Below are 17,017 nucleotides of genomic sequence, written 5' to 3'. Positions count from 1 at the left end.
AAAGGAATCAGAGCTCGGCCGGGCCAGCTCTTCGCGCCGGGCGGCGGGCATGGTGATGCCGAGCGGGTTGTGCAGGACAGGCTGCACATAGAGCGCGGACAGGCGCGCCTCGGCTTCGGGTATGTCCGGCCCTCGGTTGGGTCAGGCCGGCCAAATTCGACATCGTCTACCGGCCCGAACCTGCTCATTTCGAAAATCCGGGTGGCACCGTTTTCCACGGTACGCCGTCGCGGGCCATTTCGTAGCCTTTTTCGTACAGTGCACGCATGAACTTGCTGTCGAACGGGCTTTTTGCTTCGACCGTGAAGTCGGTCGGGATATCTATGTAGTTGTAGTTGATGCCGTCTCGCTTGGCGACAGCGTAGAGCCGGTAGAGATCGCCAATCCCTTGCGTCTTGATGAGGGAAGAGACGGCTTTTTCGGCAATGTCGGGCAGTGTGGCCTTGACGATGCTGGGTTCCGGCGTCGTCCGGCCGTTGCGGATGATATAAAGCTGCGCCTTGACCCGAGCGTGGAACGTCTGGTCGAGCTCGCGCAGGCTCAGCCCAGCGGGCATGAGAAAGACCTCGTTGCTGGTGCCACCGTCGACATGCATTTCGTGATAGGTCTTGCCGGCCGCGGTCACTTCCAGTTCGACCGGTGGAAAAATGCCGGGAATGGATGTGGAAGCCAGGATGACTTGCTTGAAGAGCTTCAACCGGTCCGGCCGATTGCTCGCAGCAATAGCACCCATGTCCCAGATTACCGCTCGGTCCGCATCGAGGTTGGTTGTTCCGATGAAGAGGCGCCGTCCCTTCGCTGATTCCTGGGCGATCTGATCGAGCATATCCTGGGTTATGTATTCGTCGAGCATCTTGGCGAGCGGGGCATTGCTTGTGAAGGAGGCGCTCGACAGCACGCCGAGGATGCTATGCTTGGTATAGATGTTGGCATCCTTGACTGTGGCGAAGCTTTGCTTGAGTTGATCGTCGTATGCAGGCCCAAGGAACGCAAATGGCGCGATCAAAGATCCAGTACTAATGCCGGTGACAATGTCGAACTTGGGCCTGGTCCCGGCCTTGGTCCATCCGGTGAGAATTCCTGCTCCGAAGGCGCCGCTGCTGCCCCCGCCGGAAAGCGTCAGCACATTGAGCTCTCGCGGATCTATGGATGTGTCGGTCTTTGCTGCCTCTAACCGCTCGTTGCGAAATAGGACGAGACGATCGGCCGGGACACTTGCATAGGAATCGCCCCAGGCACGTATGTCACCGGAGAAGCCATTCACTTCGGCTGTGGCCATGTGTTTTGTCGGCACGCCATCGCGGGGATAGGCTGCAATGCAGCCTGCGAGCTGGGTTGCGCACAGGCCAAGGAGGGAGAATCTAAGGAGAGCTTCCAGTGGCCTGAGGTTGCGCATTACCTCGCTCACCCGCAACAGAATGCACGGGATGGCTGCCAATCCAACGTGGCGCACGTGCGGACCCTCATAGGTAACCGGCATGGAAAGTTCCTTTGGATGTCATCTTAGGTGAGCCAACTCTATCCGGCAGGACTCCGCGAATGAGCGCAGGATGTCATGGGCGGCGACATGCGTGTTCCGCGCCTCCGGAGCGGTCGAAGGCGACTCGTACGTCTCTATGATGCGTTCGAGTACCGCCTCGGCGGCACCGATCGTGTTGGGCGCGGCAAAGAGGCGTAGCTTGTTGATGGTGGCATACATGGGAACAAGCTTGGCTGGGTCATCCAGGCGCTCCTGGACGATGCCATCTGCATAGGTTTTGGATGCCTGGTCGATCAACTCGCCGAACAGCCGCTCGCGATGCGAGCCTTTCTGTTCGAGCCGCTGCATATGATCCTTTTGATACTGGGTGAGCCAGGTCGTGGCGACGGATGACAAGGCACCGATGGCCGAGCCGGCCAATGCCGGTAGGGCCGAGATGGTCGCGGGATCCAAAGTCATGGAGTTGCTCTTGAAGTTTCCGGTCGACGCCGGCTTGATGAAGTGGATCCTCGCCAATCCGAAACTCCCTCCGATCTTGAAATGTTCAGGCGTATTGCTGACGATGTCACGCTTCCGGCCCGAACCACTGTGATGGTGTCGTATGAGCGCGCCACGGATTGCGCCTCATGCAACGCCGTGAGCAGCATCTTGCCGACATAGTCGTGGGAGATGTCCCCTGGTCCGGCGAACATCGCGGCACAAGATCGAAGAAAGCGGTCAACGAGAGATAATGTCTCCGGCATTGCTATCGCCTTCTTAGTGCTGGAGCGCGAGAATGGGGATTGCCGGAACGTCAGGCACTGCTGTCGTTTCGTCCTTTTCCCGTATGCCGTTTACAGCGACATAGAGCGCCGGGAGGAAGACCAGCGTCAGCACGGTCGCGACGGCGAGCCCTCCGACGATGGCGAAAGCCATCGGTCCCCAGAACACGTCGTGCATGATCGGGATCATGCCGAGGATCGCTGCGGCCGCCGTCAGCATGATCGGCCGGAACCTGTGGGTGGTCGCGTCGATCACCGCCTTCCAGGGTTCGATACCCTGTGCCCGCTCGTGCTCGATTTGGTGGACCAGGATCACCGAGTTGCGGATGATCATACCGGCTAGCGCAATGATGCCGAGAGTCGCGATGAAGCCCATTGGTGTATTTGTGGTGAGCAACGCGGCGGCGACGCCGATGAGGCCGAGCGGGGCCACGCTGATCACCATCGCCAGCTGGCGGAAGCTTCCGAGCTGCACCATAAGCACGGTGAGCATCAGGGTGATCATGAGCGGAAACTGGGCCAGCAGAGCGGCGTTGCTCTGCGCACTCTTTTCGACCGTGCCGCCCGTCTCAAGCAACGTGCCAGCCGGCATCGACTTGCGCAGCCCCTCGATTGCACCAGCGATCCGCCCGTGAACGGATGCTGGTTGCAGCCCCGGCAGCGGCTCCGCCTGCACGGTGATGGTGGGCAAGCGGCCGCGGCGCCAGACATAGCCGTCATCGAGATCAAACTGGAACTGTGCCAGCTCGCGCAGCGGAACTGAGGCACCAGTGGGCGTCGTGATCTGTAGATTGCGCAAGGCTTCGACGCTCGACCGCTCGTCGCTCTCGGCCCGCGCCACGACGTCGACGAGGTATATCGAGTCGCGGATCTGTGTAACGGCCGAACCGCTGATCACACGGTTGAGCGCCTGGGCAAGCTGCTCGGAGCTCAGGCCTGCCTGCCGAACCCGGTCCTGGTCGACAACGATGCGCAGCGCCTTGTTCTTCTCTGCCCAGTCGTAGTTGACATTACGCACGAGGCCCGATGCTCGCAGAGTTTGCGCGACCTGCTCGGCATACTGCCTCGCCTCCTCAGTGGTCGGGGCGCTCACACGATATTGCACAGGCCAACCGACGGGCGGTCCAAGCTCAAGGCGCGAGATACGAACAGTCACGTCCGGAAAGCTGCTAGCGAACAGGGTCGCCAGCCTAGCCTGGACCCGGTCACGCGCCTCGAGGTCCTTGGTGACAACCACGCTCTCGGCCATGAAGTCGTTGTCGAGCTGCACGTCGAGAGGCAGGTAGAAGCGGATGGCGCCGCCTCCGACATAGGAGGAGAAGCGGGCGATGTCGGGGTCGCCGGCAAGCGCCTTCTCCAGTCTCTCCGTCTGCGCTTCGGTCGCAGCGATCGAGGCATTCTTCGGCAGGGTCATCGTCACGAGGAGCTCGGGCCGGTTGGACGTCGGGAAGAACTGCTGCTGCACGAAGCCCATGCCATAAAGGGAGACGCCGAAGAGGATGAGCGCCGCGGAGATGGTAGGCCAGCGGTGCCGCATGGCGAAGCCAAGCAGGCGTTCGAAAGCGCGCATGAAGCGGCCCGGCTCGGCGGTCCCGTGCACCTTCTTCGTGTGCGACGGCAGAAGAGAGAGACCGATCACCGGCGCGAAGACGACGGCCACGAACCATGAGGCAACAAGCGCCACCGCGATCACGACAAACAGCGAGAAGCAGTATTGTCCTGTGTTGCTGTCGGCGAAGCCTATCGGCAGGAAGCCGAGGATCGTGATCAGCGTTCCAGTCAGCATCGGGAAGGCGGTGGAGGTGTAAGCGAAGGTTGCCGCCTTGATCTTCTCCATACCTTCTTCGATCTTTGAGATCATCATCTCGATGGTGATCATGGCATCATCGACGAGAAGCCCGAGCGCGATGATCAGGGCGCCGAGGGAGATGCGCTGCAGGCTGATGCCCAGCGCATTCATGGCCACAAAAACGATGGCAAGCACCAGGGGGATGGAGAGAGCGACCACAAGCCCGGCCCTGAAGCCGAGACTGAGGAAGCTGACGACCAGCACGATGACGATCGCCTCTAAAAGTGCTTCGGTGAATCCGCCGATCGCTTCGTGCACGACCTCGGGCTGGTCCGACACCAGGTTGAGCTCAATGCCGACGGGAAAGCGCTGTTTCAAGCGTTCGGCCGCCTCGTGCAGGCCCTTGCCGAAGTCGAGATTGTTGCCGCCCTCTCGCATGTTGACGCCGATGCCGATCGCCGGCTTGCCGTTGACGCGGAACATCTTGCTGGGCGGGTCGCTGTAGCCGCGTTGGACCTGGGCGATGTCGGTCAGTTTGTAGAAGCGCCCGTCTATCCAGAGGTTGAGGTTGGCAATGCCGTCCGGCGACAGCAGGGAACCTGTGACGTCGACGAGCATGTTCTCCTGAGGCGTGTTGATGATGCCCGAAGGCGCCACAGCATTCTGCCGGGCGATCGCCGCCAGCACGTCGTCCAGACTGAGCTTGAGGTTCGCGAGCTTTTGCGGCGAGAAGTTCAGATAGACCTTCTCATCCTGGTCGCCATAGATGTCGACCTTGCCGACGTCGGGCGCACGCAGGAACTCGCCCCGCGCGGTCTCAGCGAAGTCGCGCGCTTCGCGTGCGGTGAAGCCGTCATAGGTGATGCCGTAAATGGTGCCGAAGACGTCGCCGAATTCGTCGTTGAAGAAGGGCCCGACCACGCCTTGCGGCAGCGTCGCCCTTATGTCGCTGACCTTCTTGCGGACCTGGTACCAGATGTCGCTAAGGTCGCGTTTGGGCGTCGATTCCTTGAGGTAGATGAAGATCGTCGCTTGACCGGGTTTTGTGTAACTCTTGATGTAATCGAGGTTCGGGGTCTCCTCGAGCTTCTTTTCGATCCTGTCCGTCACTTGCTTGAGCGTGTCAGCAGTGGTGGCCCCCGGCCAGTTTGCCTGGACCACCATGGTCTGAACGGTGAAATCCGGATCTTCCTGGCGGCCGAGCCGCTCATAGGCGCTCACTCCGCCAATGACGCAGATGAGCATGAGGAAGACGACGAGGGCGCGGTTGTGGACGGCCCATTCGGAGAGATTGAAGCGTGACATCACTTGACCTCCGTCTCTGGCTTCACAAGGTCACCGTCGGCGAGCGAATTGACGCCGGCGGTCACCACCTTCTCCCCAGCGGACAGTCCGTGGCTCACCACGATCGAGTCAGCATCGAATTCGACAAGCTTGACCTCGCGGCGCTGCACCTTGTCGTCTTGGCCGACCACCCAGACTTGCGGCTGGCCTCCGGACTGCAACAGCGCGCTCGGCGGCAATGTCGTAACCTCCTGACCTCCTTCGCTTTCGACGCGACCGACAACGACGGCCCCGAGGCGCATCTCCGCCGGCGGCGAAGCCAGCGCCACCTTCACCTGATAGGTGCCTGTCGCGCTGTCGGCCTCTGGCGAAATCTCGCGGATCGTGCCGGTGACGGCGATGTCGAGACGGCCCTGCAGCGATACGTTCACTGCCATGCCGAGCTTTGCCCGCGTGACATCATCGGTGGCCACCGCGAACACCGCCTCGCGTGCGTCATTGCCGGAAATCTCGACGACCATCTGGCCCGCAGCCACGACCTGACCCGGGTCGGCTCCGGTCGCCGTCACCACGCCGTCATCGGGCGCAAGGAGCTGGGTGTAGCTTAGTTGGTTCCGCGCGATACGCAGATTGGCTTCGGTCGCCTGGACCTCCGCTCGTGCGCTCTGCAGCGACTTGAGCGCGTCATCGTACTGGGAATGTGTGGCGAAGCCCTTGCCGAGCAGGATTCTGAAGCGTTCCTCCTGGGCGGATGCCTGGGCGAGCGCTGCCTTTGCTGCATCGACGTCGGCCTCGGCCGCAGCCACCTTGTTCTGGTAGTCGACGGCACTGATCTCCGCGAGCTTCTGGCCTTTCTTGACCACAGCGCCCATGTCGACCTCGCGCGAGAGCATTCGACCGCCGACCTCGAAGCCGACCGCGCTCACATAACGCGATCTGATGCGGCCGGCGCCCTGCGCCACCAGGGCGAGCTTGTGAGGCGTCACCACGGCGACCCGTGTCGGCCGTGGCGCAGATGGTGCGGCAGTTTCTTCTTCAGAACAGCCGGAAAGACAAAGGCACGCGATACAGGCAGAAAGGAACAGACCTGATGGCAGGCGCATGAGAGCCTCCGTTGGAACGGTGGGTTGAAGGGGATCGGCGGTTTTGCGAGCGCGGCGATCTCGCCGCTGTTCAATTTTGACTTTGAACTTCTAAGTCAAATCGACTATATAGTCAATATGAGATTTGCGCATTTGTGCTGTGCAAAAAAGTTAGGGGGATTGCAAAGAGTGATCCGAAAGGCAGGACAGGGAGCCAGAGAGACGGGCGAAGGCACGCCTCTCTGACGGTCTACTGCATGAACCACCCGTGACTCACCACGATCGACTGGCCGGTCAGTGCGTTCGACGGGAACGCCGCCAGGAACAGCGCTGCTTCCGCCACGTCCTGCACGGTCGTGAACTCACCATCGACCGTTTCCTTCAGCATCACGGTCTTGACCACGTCCGCTGCGGAGATTCCGAGCTCGCGCGCCTGCTCTGGGATCTGTTTTTCCACCAGCGGCGTGCGGACGAATCCAGGGCAGATCACGTTGGCGCGGACGCCATGGGCGGCCCCTTCCTTGGCCACGACCTTGGCTAGGCCGATCAGGCCGTGCTTGGCGGTGACATATGGAGCCTTGAAAGGAGACGCCTCCTTGGAGTGGACGGATCCCATGTAGATGATGCTGCCGCTGTTCTGGCGGTACATCTGCCGCAAGGCGGCACGGGTGGTTAGGAAGGCTCCATCCAGGTGGATGGAAAGCAACTTCCTCCATTTCTCGAAATCGAACTCGACGAGCGGCGCGACGACCTGGACGCCGGCGTTGCTGACAAGGACGTCGAGGCGACCAAAGGTTTCGATAGCCCGCGCCATTCCGCTCTCGACCTGCTCCTCGTTGCTAACGTCCATGCCAACCCCGAGCGCCCGCTGGGCGGCCGGATCGATCTCAAGGGCCGTCTCCTGGGCCGCCTTCAGGTCAAGATCCGCGATGACCACCTTTGCCCCCTCCCGGGCGAAGGTAAGGGCAATCTCCTTGCCGATGCCGCTCGCAGCTCCGGTGATTGCCACGACCTTGTCCATGAGCCGACCGCCGGCGTCCCCTGCCCAATTGTTAGATAGACCTTCATTCTGCGAACGCATGGATTCTTCCTTTCAGATCGCGAGGCTCGGATTTCGCGAGGTAGTCATGAACGACTTTGCCGAGTGCCAGTGTGAGATCGGCGACGATGTGCATCGCCGAAACCACCTCCAGCACCGGCAGCTCGGCGACCGGAGCCAGCGCATGCGACCAGAGGTTCAGGGATGCCGGGCCGGTCCAGGCGCCTCTCAGATCGACGTCCTCCAGGTGATACTCCACGAGTTCGCAGATGCGCGGCGTGCCGTCGACATGGGGAATGATCTTGAGGAGGAAGTTCGGCTCCGCGAGGGAACTCTTCACTGCCGAGAGGTCGGCACCTCCGTGTTTGTAACCCATGGTGGCCGTAGCAACGCGGACCGGGCCGTAATCAAGCGTACCCACCAAGGTGTCAGTCTCAGTGCGCAGTGTCGGACTCGCAAGCTTCTTGGGAAATCCCCACAGCTCGCGCCCACCGGCAATCGGTGGGTGATCGTTAAGAAACATGCAGTGAGTGTAGCTGCCTTTGCGGCCGCGGAACGTGACAGGTATGACCTGTCCGCTTTCCGTGTAGTCGCCGAAGCCCGTCGAGTCCGGCATGCGAATGAACTCGAATTTCACGAGGGGTTCGGATAGTTCGAGTGGCTCCGGAACAAGACCGCGCAGCTTTTTCGGATCGGTCCGATACGTGATGATCAGATATTCGCGGTTTCGGAAGCGATACGGACCGATCGGATAGGCCGGGCTGGTCAGGGGCATGGCGAAGGCCGTTGCCCGGACGGTGTCTTGATGCATGGCTGAAGAATTCCTTTAATTGTTGAAGTGGACAGCTTGCGTTGCGGAGGAGTCGCACAGGCTTGCGATTGGACTGAGCACGTCAGGCATCTCCCATTGCAGGCGCCTATTCCCGCCCGTCCTCGGCAAGATCGTAGGTGCTCACCCCTTCCAGATTGTCGGGCCGTTGCAATGCCTCGGGATGGCGTAACGTGCGCACGGCGTCGAAGTAGCCGGCGCGCCAATGCTCCTCCATGGACAGCCTCGAAAACTCATAATCCTTCGAGTGCCCCTCATGCTGTTTTGAGCGATATATCAGGTGAACGAGTTTGTAGACCTTGTGGTCCGCGATCGAGCTCAGCGCGGTTGCTTCCTCGCTGTCGAGCAACTCGGGCGGCAGTTTTGAAAGAAGGCTCGCGAGGGTGTGTCGGGCACGCTGATATTGCTTGAACTGATCGGTATGCGCGCGTGTCCGGCTCGAATACTGTATTTCCTTCTGCCGCGTCGCGACCTCGGACAGATTGCGAGGAAACTCGCCGCGCGCGCTCCAGAGATCCACCTGGAAGGCGAGGGTGTCCTGCCGTGCCCCATGTTCGACCACCCATTGCAGCGGCGTGTTCGAGATTAGGCCGCCGTCCCAGTAGAATTCGCCGTCGATCTCGACGGCGGGGAAGCCAGGCGGAAGCGATCCGCTGGCCATCACGTGTTCGGGGCGGATTGTATGCTGATCATTGTCGAAATAGACGAAATTTCCGGAGCGCACGTTTACGGCGCCGACGCTGAAGCGCATGCGGCCGGCATTGATCCGGTCGAAGTCGACGAGCCGCTCAAGCGTGCTCTTCAGATGTTTGGTTTCGTAGAAGCTCGTTCCTTCGAGGGAGCCGTCCGCTTGCAACCAGGGAAAGGGCTGCCGCAGGCTGAAAAAGCCAGGGGCACCGGCGACTAGTGCGCAGGCCGCACTGAACTGATTGAAGAGCGAGCGGGGCAGGTTCCCTATCGGAGCGAGTGTGGGCGCGGCGGCAGCCCAGTCGAGAAGTGGGTTCGCCGTGATCTCGCGCCAGAAGGCCTGCAGCTTCGAAACCCGTTCGGCGGGTTCATTCCCGGCTATTATGGCCGAGTTGATGGCACCGATTGAGACCCCGGCGACCCAGTCTGGATGGATATCGGCCTCGGCGAGAGCCTCGTAGACTCCGGCTTGATAGGCTCCGAGCGCGCCGCCACCCTGCAACACCAGCGCAACGCATTCGAACGGGAGAGGCCGTTTTGTCGTTCTAAAGTCTTTTCGGGACAGTACATTCATGGGGATGCTGTTCCTTCTCATCTGAAAGCGATAGGGCTGCAGAGAACCAGAGTGGGGCCGGTCGAAAATCGCCGGCTCAATTTCGATTTGCATCTTTAGGTCAAATCGACTATATCGTCAATATGAGATTTTGCAAAAAGGCATGACGGATGGCAAAGGTTGATTTGGCGCGCAGGGCGGAAATCGGACGCGAGAAGCGGGAAAGGACACGCACGCTGATCGTGGACGCAGGGGCGATGCTGCTGGCGGAGCGGCTTCGCGAGGCCCTCACGGTGGATGCCGTGGTAGAGGCAGCAGGTGTCGCGAAGGGCACGTTCTACTATCACTTCCAAAGCATCGATGAATTGGCCTCAGCCGTGGGGGAGAAACTCGGGGAGAGCTTTGACGCCATGCTGACGCCTGTGCGCCTGGAACTACAGGATCCGATCGAACGCCTGTCCTTCGCCTTCACGCAATTCTTGGAAAAAGCGATCTCGGACTCCAACTGGGCCCGGCTGGTCGTTCAGAGTTCTCACTCACCGACGGAATTTGCGCGAGGGATCCGGAATAACCTCAAGGCGGATATTGCCGAGGCGATTGTTCAGGGCCGCCTCAGCGTTCGGGACGCAGAGTTGGCAGTCGACATCGTGATCGGCATATGGCTGCAGGTGACGCGCGGCATACTTGAACGAGGCGCCCGGCCCGAATTGACAGGCCAGACTGTTGAGGCGGTGCTACGCGCGCTTGGTTCATCGCAGTCGGAGCAACGCAAGGCCGCGAAAAAATGATAGCGGGGTCGCCGATCATGCTGACGGCAGCCGCCGCGAGCCTCGGTCTGGTGTCCATCGCCCGCGAGGTGTTCTGGGGGCCGATGGCCTACTCGATGATGGGCGGCATCATCGCCGGCACGCTGATCACGCTGCTGTTCCTGCCGGCGCTCTACGTCGCCTGGTTCCGCATCAAGGCGCCGGCCGCGACGGAGGCGACGCGACAGGGCGGGGAGGCGCCGGCACTGCCGTCGCCGGAGATCCTGCCACTCGCGGCCGAATGAGGTGAGATGGGGCGGCCTCGAGACCCGGCCCGCTGACCCAACGGCTCCGATAAGAGCTTCACCGTCCCATCCTGATGGAATCGGGATGGCTATCCCTTTGTTTTGAGCCTGACCTTTCCGGATCATGCTCCCGATCGGCTCTACCGATCGACCATCGCCAACCCGCGCTGGCCGTAGCGCGGGCCGGAGATTTTGCCCGGCGCCAGCGCTTCGTCGAGGGCGGCCATCTCGGCGGCATCGAGCTTGATTGCGACGGCGGCGATATTCTCCTCCAGGTATTTCCTCCGCTTGGTGCCGGGGATCGGCACGATGTCGATGCCAAAACCGGTGCCCTTGTGCAGCAGCCAGGCCAGCGCGACCTGGCCGGGCTTGACGCCTTTGGCCGCAGCGATGTCGCGCACCTTGGCCGCTGCCTCGACATTGGCGTCGTAGTTCTCGCCCTGGTAGCGCGGGTCGTTGCGGCGGTAATCGCCCTCGGGATAGTTTTCCGCACGGCTAACCTCGCCGGTGAGGAAACCACGGCCGAGCGGCGAGAACGGCACCAGGCCGATGCCGAGTTCGCCGAGCAGCGGGATGATCTGCGGTTCCAGATTGCGCTCCCACAGCGAATACTCGCTCTGCACCGCCGACACCGGATAAACGGCATGCGCGCGGCGGATGTTGGCCGCACCCGCCTCGGACAGGCCGAAGAACCGCACCTTGCCTTGGGCGACCAATTCGCCGACCGCGCCGGCGACATCCTCGATCGGCACTGCCGGGTCGACGCGGTGCTGGTAGAGCAGGTCGATATGGTCGGTGGCGAGCCGGCCGAGCGAGCCTTCCACAGCCGCGCGGATATGCTCGGGCCGGCTGTCGGTTCCATCGAGCTGCTTGCCGTTTTCGATGCGGAAGCCGAATTTCGTGGCGATGGTCACCTGGTCGCGCTTGCCCTTCAGCGCCCGGCCGAGCAGGGCCTCGTTGGTATGAGGGCCATAGACCTCGGCGGTGTCGAGGAAGGTGCAGCCGAGTTCGATGGCGCGGTGCAGGGTGGCGATGGATTCGGCCTCGTCGGCCGGACCGTAGGACTGGCTCATGCCCATGCAGCCAAGGCCGATGGCCGAGACCTGCAGCCCTTGGCTGCCGAGCTTGTGGGTTTTCAGGGTCATGGCTGGCGTTCTCCGGTGGGGGGATCACCAGACTATAGCGGCCGCTCGCTCATTTCCCACAGCCTTTCTGCCGCGCTGTCTTCACATGTTCGAGGCCACGTCGCGGGAAGACAGTGGCTTGGACTTGTGGGCCGGACGCTGCCTTGTCTTGTGTTCAGCTTTGCGGGGCGCGGCTTTGACCGTGTTCAAGGTCTTGGGGGTCGCGGTCTTAAGGTCGGCGGTTTGCGGCGCTTGCGCCTTGCGGCGCCTGAGCCAGCTCAAAGACAATTCGGCAAGGAGACTGCGCAGACCTTTCACAACGTCCTCCTCCTGTTGGGCGACGGGATAATTTCCGATGGCGCGACTTGTTCCACCCGCGGATGTTCCCGGGTTGGGCTTGGGTCGAGCGGCGCATGCGACCTAAGTCCGATCACAAACCGCAATGGTCTTGCCGGTGGCGCCGCCGGGAACAGTCAGCTCTCACGGTCGTTGTCCGCTGCAGATTTGCTGGAGGAAGCTATGGATAGGAGTGTTGGCCAGGCACGCTGGTTGCTCGCACCGATCTTCGCGGTTGCCATCACTTTTATGGTGATTGGTATTACCTTCGGCTGACCGACCTCCAAGGATCGACCTCGAACTTTTCCGATCGGCGCAGCCACGTCCCTTCCTGCGCTGATAGGGTTTGCTCGCCGCACCTGTGCGGCGAGCGAACCCTCAAGTCTCAGCCCTTGCGTGTCAGTGAGAGTAGTAGGCCAGGGTAAGATAGACTGCCGGTGCGGAGATCAAGCAAATCGCCATTCCGATGACCAACGCCATCGCAAGGCGTTCTGTGCGCCTGACAATATCAGCAATCTCGTGGTCGTCGGGAGAGGGGATGAGATCAAGCACGGAAAGCACCTCCGGGACACGAGCATGGTTGTCATTTGCGGGTCGGGTGTCGTCATCATGTATGCTCGGTCTCTGGATACAGGTCACTGTTCGCCTCGCTGTGGGAAACGCCACGCCGCCGCTGCGGGGACGCTAGAGGTGGTACCCCGCTGTGTGGGGGAATGGTGGACTCTCGGTTGATGCCGAGGAAATGGGCTCGTGCTCGGGGCCCCAGTTCTCGCGCGGTTCTAACGTATCGACCAGGCATAGGTTGCCCGCTAAGACTTCAGTCGTACCACCCCCGGACCTTAGCCTGAGCGGCGGAACGCAATGCTGTGGGGCTCGTTGCTGACTCGTGATTGGCAGTCAAACCTGGCTGCCAAATTGGCGCAAGAAGGAAAGATTTTGTCATGCAGAAATATCTTGTCAGTGCAGTCGCAGGCCTCGCGCTCGTCGCTGGAATTGGTGCTGCCTTCGCGGAAAGCGTCGTAATTCTCAAGCCGGAACAGCAGACGGTGGTTCGCGAATACATCCACAAGCAGAAGCTCGCATCCGTCAGCCTGCTGGGTGTCGAACTCAACGTCGGCACGGCCCTTCCGGACACGGTGGAGCTTCACGCCATCGAGGTGCCCGACGTCAAATACAAGTACACGGTCATCGGCGACCACGCCGTTCTCGTGGATCCTGATACACGCAAGGTCGTGCAGATCATCGAGTAGATCTGCCGCAGCCGGCGAGCCCGCTTCGCGATCTATTTCGGGAAGCGGGCTCCGTGCATTTCTCCGTTGCAGTCATATGAGGAATCACTAATGTTCACAGACAAAGAGACCCGGTTTCTGGAGGCGGGCATGCTCCTGGCAGTGCCTGTCTGCGTGGCGGTGACCGCGCTGATCGCTGTCTTCGCCTTGGCCAGGCTATGATGCACACTAGCTGGGATGGCACGCTCCGATGCATTCTCGAGGCTTGGCAGGTCGGGAACGAGGACGGCTAGAATGAACCGCTTGCTGTTCGTCGCGGCCGACTTTCTTTCCCGGCCCCCAGGCTTCTATGTGATGCTCGTGGCCATGGTAGTTTGCACTGCGCTTGTGCCTTTCGGCCTGACAAATGCGGTTACCTATGCCCTCTCGGTCGCGGCCATCGTGATCACCGGTGTCGTCCTCATACAGGGCTATCGCGACACCGCCGCCATCCACGCCAAACTCAATGAGATCATCATTGCCCTTGACGAAACCCGAAACGACGTTGTCGGGTTGGAGCATGCCGAGCCGGAAGAGATCCGTGCAAAGCTTGTGAAACTCGAAGAAGAAGCGGCCCGAACAATTGGGCCGGCATGAATCCCCCATTGCTTGACAACGAAGATCTGCGGCACGCTGCCTTGCAGGGTTCCAGGAGGAATGAACGATGAGCCCCACGGATCCGCCAGTAGAACGACGCTCTCATGCACGGGGGATTGTTCTGAAGGATGCGATCATCGTCACGGATGATACCAAGATCAGTTGCTCGGTCAGAAATCAGCACGTTCACGGCGCGGAGTTGCGGGTGGACCCAGGCGTAACAATCCCCGACCGTTTCGTCCTTCATGTGCCTGCGGATGACGCCAGCTATCGCGCCGTAGTGCGATGGAGACGCAACGAGCGGCTTGGCGTGCAGATCTATTGACCCAGGATCCCTGGCCGTGCGGCCAGTGGGTGGCTGGGGCTGGTCGGGTCGAGACGCGCTATCCCAGACGAGAATGCGTTATCCCTGATATGCGAGCGGCAACCGCATCCAGTCCGTTGTCATAGATCCGCGTCAGCACGCCTTCCGCGGCATTGGCTCGCTGGGATGTGCAACCAATCAGGTCCCGCCCTCCCAAGCTCGCCGGCGCATTGGTAGCGCGATCCCAAACCGCCCAGGTTCCGTCTGTCTCGATGTGACAGTAAAATCGATGCTGGTGATTTTCCATAATGGGAAACGTTCAACACCTGCTTTGGGGTCCATGCTGATGGCAACGTGGTTAATGTCGCAGCCGTTTCGACTGAAAGCCGCCTCAGGTGCACAGCGCCGCAAGCATGGAGCAGGCCGGCAGCGTCCTGCGTCCGGTCGAATGGCGCAGCGCTTACAGGCAGCCCGCGGTTTTGGCTGCCTATTGGAGCGCAGTCGAGTGAGGCAGGCCGAGTGGGACGATCGTGTGTTCTTCATCTTCGCCTGCTCCAAGCAGAGCCAAGCCATTGCTCAATCCATCGAATTCGATAGCCGCGCCAATGAGCTGTGCCGCCTGCAAGACGAGATGTTGAATATCCTCGAGGGCGACGTTTTCCGCCAGATTCCTGACCCTGATCTGTTCAGAGAGCGCCGTGATGTTGACAATGCCAGCTCTTTTGACAGCCGTCTGGACCGCTGAATTGACGTCATCGCGCAGGCGCGCCGAGTAATCATACCGCATCGAAACCTCCCAAAGGGACCGGTTTTCTGTTCAGGTTGCACTATGCGCCGGACGTAAACTCATGGCAAGTAAAATCTACAAAATATTCAATTAAATCAGCTAGTTAGCATAGTTACACAAACGCGCGGCCAGCGTTCGATTCTCATCATGTGTGGGATGCGCCGTTCACCCATCGCAGGGTCTTGACGCATTATGCGGGCTATCCTAATTATAAGCCGAGTGAGGTAAATACTAACTCGACGTATTCTTGGTCCTGAGCGAGGAAGCGCCATGGCTGAACTGGAACGCCCCGAACGACTGCAGATCATGCTGACGACCGATGAACTGGCCGCGCTGGAAAACTGGCGATATGACAAGCGTATGCCGAGCCGCTCGGCCGCGGTCAGGGAACTGCTGCGGCGCGGTCTGGCCTCGGACGGGTTCCTGACTGCGGAGCAGGGGGTGAAGTCGCAAGACTACGGAATCCTGCCAGCCGACGGTAACGGGATCGCCGAGGGCGGCAAGGAGTAGGTCACAACCGCGTTGATCAGCCGTCGCAATCTGCAACGGGCGGCCGGCTAAAAGGCCGGGATCCGACTGCTCGCAACTCTACAGGATGTTGGTTGTCACTTCGACGACGATCGCCGCACCTTCCAGCGTGCCATTCGTCACATGCACCATACGCGATACCCGCAGGTCCTGCGCATTTCCGTTGATCGACAGCGACACGCTTTCGCCGATCCGGGGAACCGCCTGGAAAACGGCATCGGTGGCTTCCGGCCGGTTGTCGATCGAGATGCGGCAGTTGACGGTCATGGGATATCTCCTGTGTCTGACGGGCGCGCCCGGTCGTCAACGCAGGGTCTACAAAATGGTTTCAGGATGGCTGGAGGTGAAACTTCATGGCGCCTGGATTCGTATAAGGCAGCAGTTGCTCCATTTCTCGTTCTACGCGGAGCAACTGGCTCGCTGGGGAGGGCGTTGGGGCTGCCCCGGCGAGTTGCCTCGTCATCGATGATGCTGCTTGCCAAGTTTTGCCTTTGAAAGATTGCCTTAAGCGCGGCCGCTGGCCACGGGCTTCCGGCCCTGCCGCTTTCATTTCGTCTCGCGTGGCACGAGATAGCTCGTCACCGTGCCTTGCCCAATTCCTCGCTTGACCACGACGGTCGTGTATTGCGCCGGTAGCGATGCGGTGACGTTAGGGTCGATCGACTTGCACCTTCCGACGATTTCGCCGTTGGGAGAGCTTGCCAGCCGCTGCACCAGTGAAGCCCGGCACTGATCGAGCGATGCGTACATCGTCGGCGCCGTATCGATGGGTTTGCACACGGAAGCTTCTCCCCCCGGGCTGCACGAAAGCAAAAGCATCACTGCCGCGGTTGCCGCATCCATTCGCCGAGCTCCATGTTGGATGAGCTTCAACGCGGAAGTGCGACCTTGGTTTCGCGGTCGCTAAAAAACCAATCCGCATTGCCCCACCCTGGCGAGCGGAGAAGTGCCAGGGATGCGCGAGGCACTTCGGCGGCGTGACGGCGAGCTGCCGCTTCAGCTTGTATGATCCAGCAGTCTGGTGGTGGGATCACGACGATGTTCGGTATGGGTGCGATCGATGCCTTCCACGGTGATCGCGAACGTCCCGTTTTCGATCCTTCCTATCCAGCCTTTGGCTTTTAGATACCAAAGATGAAACTCCAGATGTTCACGCGGGCAGTCGGCCAGGCGTTCGAGTTCTGTATCGCCAATGCCGGGATTGTTGACGTCTTGTCGGCGCTTGACATAGAGCAACGAAAGCACTTTGGCCTGAATGACGGCATCCCGTTCTATGCCTTTGGCGTTGCTGGCTTCCGCGCTCAACTCGCGGCGAATGTTCAAATGCTCTTTATATTCGATGTCGTACTGCGCGCGCTTGACCGGATCCTTGAGCGTATTGTGGGCATCTATGATTTCACTGAAGCGGGATTCGTCGCCAGTATCCCGGTTGTCGGGATGGTAGCGCATGGCAAAATAACGAAATATCCGTTCTATCGTTTCCGAGTTGGCGTTCGGACTGATTTCCAGAAGTTCATA

The 17,017-nt window shown here is 60.6% G+C and carries 19 protein-coding genes and 1 pseudogene; 7 read left to right on the top strand and 13 right to left on the bottom strand.

Features of this window, described 5'->3' with window-relative positions; translation table 11 throughout:
* Positions 1 to 184: 184 nt before the first annotated feature.
* The 7 genes from AC1DZU_RS29690 to AC1DZU_RS29660 all read right to left on the bottom strand — a co-directional run bounded on the left by AC1DZU_RS29690 (position 185) and on the right by AC1DZU_RS29660 (position 9,525).
* Positions 185 to 1,480 (bottom strand): patatin-like phospholipase family protein, encoded by a 1,296-nt coding sequence (locus AC1DZU_RS29690; protein ID WP_477290264.1) that lies wholly within the window; start codon positions 1,478 to 1,480, stop codon positions 185 to 187.
* Positions 1,481 to 1,498: 18 nt separating this feature from the next.
* Positions 1,499 to 1,996 carry a hypothetical protein gene (locus tag AC1DZU_RS29685; protein WP_477290262.1) on the bottom strand — a complete coding sequence of 166 codons (498 nt, stop codon included), beginning with the start codon at positions 1,994 to 1,996 and terminating at the stop codon, positions 1,499 to 1,501.
* 240 nt (positions 1,997 to 2,236) lie between these two features.
* On the bottom strand, positions 2,237 to 5,335 hold the full coding sequence (locus tag AC1DZU_RS29680; protein WP_477290260.1) for an efflux RND transporter permease subunit: 3,099 nt from the start codon (positions 5,333 to 5,335) through the stop codon (positions 2,237 to 2,239).
* Entirely contained in the window at positions 5,335 to 6,300 is a 966-nt protein-coding gene (locus tag AC1DZU_RS29675) for an efflux RND transporter periplasmic adaptor subunit (RefSeq protein WP_477290258.1), read from the bottom strand. Before AC1DZU_RS29675 ends, AC1DZU_RS29680 begins: the two co-directional genes overlap by 1 nt.
* A 346-nt stretch (positions 6,301 to 6,646) precedes the next feature.
* Entirely contained in the window at positions 6,647 to 7,417 is a 771-nt protein-coding gene (locus AC1DZU_RS29670; RefSeq protein ID WP_477290256.1) for a 3-hydroxybutyrate dehydrogenase, read from the bottom strand.
* A 43-nt stretch (positions 7,418 to 7,460) separates the two neighbouring features.
* Complete coding sequence (locus AC1DZU_RS29665; protein ID WP_477290254.1) at positions 7,461 to 8,246, bottom strand: acetoacetate decarboxylase; 786 nt, start codon at positions 8,244 to 8,246, stop codon at positions 7,461 to 7,463.
* A 106-nt stretch (positions 8,247 to 8,352) separates the two neighbouring features.
* Positions 8,353 to 9,525 (bottom strand): patatin-like phospholipase family protein, encoded by a 1,173-nt coding sequence (locus AC1DZU_RS29660; RefSeq protein WP_477290252.1) that lies wholly within the window; start codon positions 9,523 to 9,525, stop codon positions 8,353 to 8,355.
* 149 nt (positions 9,526 to 9,674) lie between these two features.
* On the opposite strand from AC1DZU_RS29660, the gene AC1DZU_RS29655 reads away from it, so the two are divergent.
* Together AC1DZU_RS29655 and AC1DZU_RS29650 are read left to right on the top strand one after the other, a co-directional pair.
* Positions 9,675 to 10,292 carry a TetR/AcrR family transcriptional regulator gene (locus AC1DZU_RS29655; protein ID WP_477290250.1) on the top strand — a complete coding sequence of 206 codons (618 nt, stop codon included), beginning with the start codon at positions 9,675 to 9,677 and terminating at the stop codon, positions 10,290 to 10,292.
* Positions 10,250 to 10,555, top strand: a pseudogene (locus AC1DZU_RS29650) (hypothetical protein); the annotation flags it as partial. The gene AC1DZU_RS29655 and the pseudogene AC1DZU_RS29650, both read left to right, overlap by 43 nt.
* A 140-nt stretch (positions 10,556 to 10,695) precedes the next feature.
* Here the strand turns inward: AC1DZU_RS29650 and AC1DZU_RS29645 are convergent.
* The 3 genes from AC1DZU_RS29645 to AC1DZU_RS29635 all read right to left on the bottom strand — a co-directional run bounded on the left by AC1DZU_RS29645 (position 10,696) and on the right by AC1DZU_RS29635 (position 12,567).
* Complete coding sequence (locus AC1DZU_RS29645) at positions 10,696 to 11,700, bottom strand: aldo/keto reductase (RefSeq protein ID WP_457154401.1); 1,005 nt, start codon at positions 11,698 to 11,700, stop codon at positions 10,696 to 10,698.
* Between the two features lie 81 nt (positions 11,701 to 11,781).
* Entirely contained in the window at positions 11,782 to 11,997 is a 216-nt protein-coding gene (locus AC1DZU_RS29640) for a hypothetical protein (RefSeq protein ID WP_477290247.1), read from the bottom strand.
* A 417-nt stretch (positions 11,998 to 12,414) separates the two neighbouring features.
* On the bottom strand, positions 12,415 to 12,567 hold the full coding sequence (locus AC1DZU_RS29635; RefSeq protein WP_477226852.1) for a hypothetical protein: 153 nt from the start codon (positions 12,565 to 12,567) through the stop codon (positions 12,415 to 12,417).
* 389 nt (positions 12,568 to 12,956) lie between these two features.
* Between AC1DZU_RS29635 and AC1DZU_RS29630 the strand changes: the two genes are divergently transcribed.
* From AC1DZU_RS29630 to AC1DZU_RS29610, 5 genes are all read left to right on the top strand, one after another.
* A complete protein-coding gene (locus AC1DZU_RS29630) occupies positions 12,957 to 13,265 on the top strand; it encodes a DUF1236 domain-containing protein (protein WP_477290245.1) in 309 nt (102 codons plus the stop codon).
* Positions 13,266 to 13,538: 273 nt separating this feature from the next.
* Positions 13,539 to 13,880, top strand: coding sequence for a low affinity iron permease family protein (locus AC1DZU_RS29625; protein WP_477290243.1), 342 nt, complete (start codon positions 13,539 to 13,541; stop codon positions 13,878 to 13,880).
* A gap of 67 nt (positions 13,881 to 13,947) precedes the next feature.
* The gene (locus tag AC1DZU_RS29620; RefSeq protein WP_477290241.1) at positions 13,948 to 14,205 is read left to right on the top strand and encodes a PilZ domain-containing protein; all 258 of its coding nucleotides are present in this window, start codon (positions 13,948 to 13,950) and stop codon (positions 14,203 to 14,205) included.
* Between the two features lie 268 nt (positions 14,206 to 14,473).
* The gene (locus AC1DZU_RS29615; RefSeq protein WP_477290239.1) at positions 14,474 to 14,929 is read left to right on the top strand and encodes a hypothetical protein; all 456 of its coding nucleotides are present in this window, start codon (positions 14,474 to 14,476) and stop codon (positions 14,927 to 14,929) included.
* A gap of 312 nt (positions 14,930 to 15,241) precedes the next feature.
* Positions 15,242 to 15,481 (top strand): hypothetical protein, encoded by a 240-nt coding sequence (locus AC1DZU_RS29610; RefSeq protein WP_477290237.1) that lies wholly within the window; start codon positions 15,242 to 15,244, stop codon positions 15,479 to 15,481.
* Positions 15,482 to 15,559: 78 nt separating this feature from the next.
* Here the strand turns inward: AC1DZU_RS29610 and AC1DZU_RS29605 are convergent, their stop codons facing one another.
* The 3 genes from AC1DZU_RS29605 to AC1DZU_RS29595 form a co-directional block, all read right to left on the bottom strand.
* Positions 15,560 to 15,766 (bottom strand): hypothetical protein, encoded by a 207-nt coding sequence (locus tag AC1DZU_RS29605; protein ID WP_477290235.1) that lies wholly within the window; start codon positions 15,764 to 15,766, stop codon positions 15,560 to 15,562.
* 279 nt (positions 15,767 to 16,045) lie between these two features.
* The gene (locus tag AC1DZU_RS29600; protein ID WP_477290233.1) at positions 16,046 to 16,279 is read right to left on the bottom strand and encodes a hypothetical protein; all 234 of its coding nucleotides are present in this window, start codon (positions 16,277 to 16,279) and stop codon (positions 16,046 to 16,048) included.
* Positions 16,280 to 16,495: 216 nt separating this feature from the next.
* A partial coding sequence (locus tag AC1DZU_RS29595; protein ID WP_477290231.1) for a J domain-containing protein occupies positions 16,496 to 17,017 on the bottom strand: 522 nt, incomplete at its 5' end.

The organism is Mesorhizobium sp. P2_A12 (genome assembly GCF_056405075.1).
Note: the sequence above shows the minus strand (reverse complement) of the source record. Positions and strands in the feature narration are given on the sequence as shown.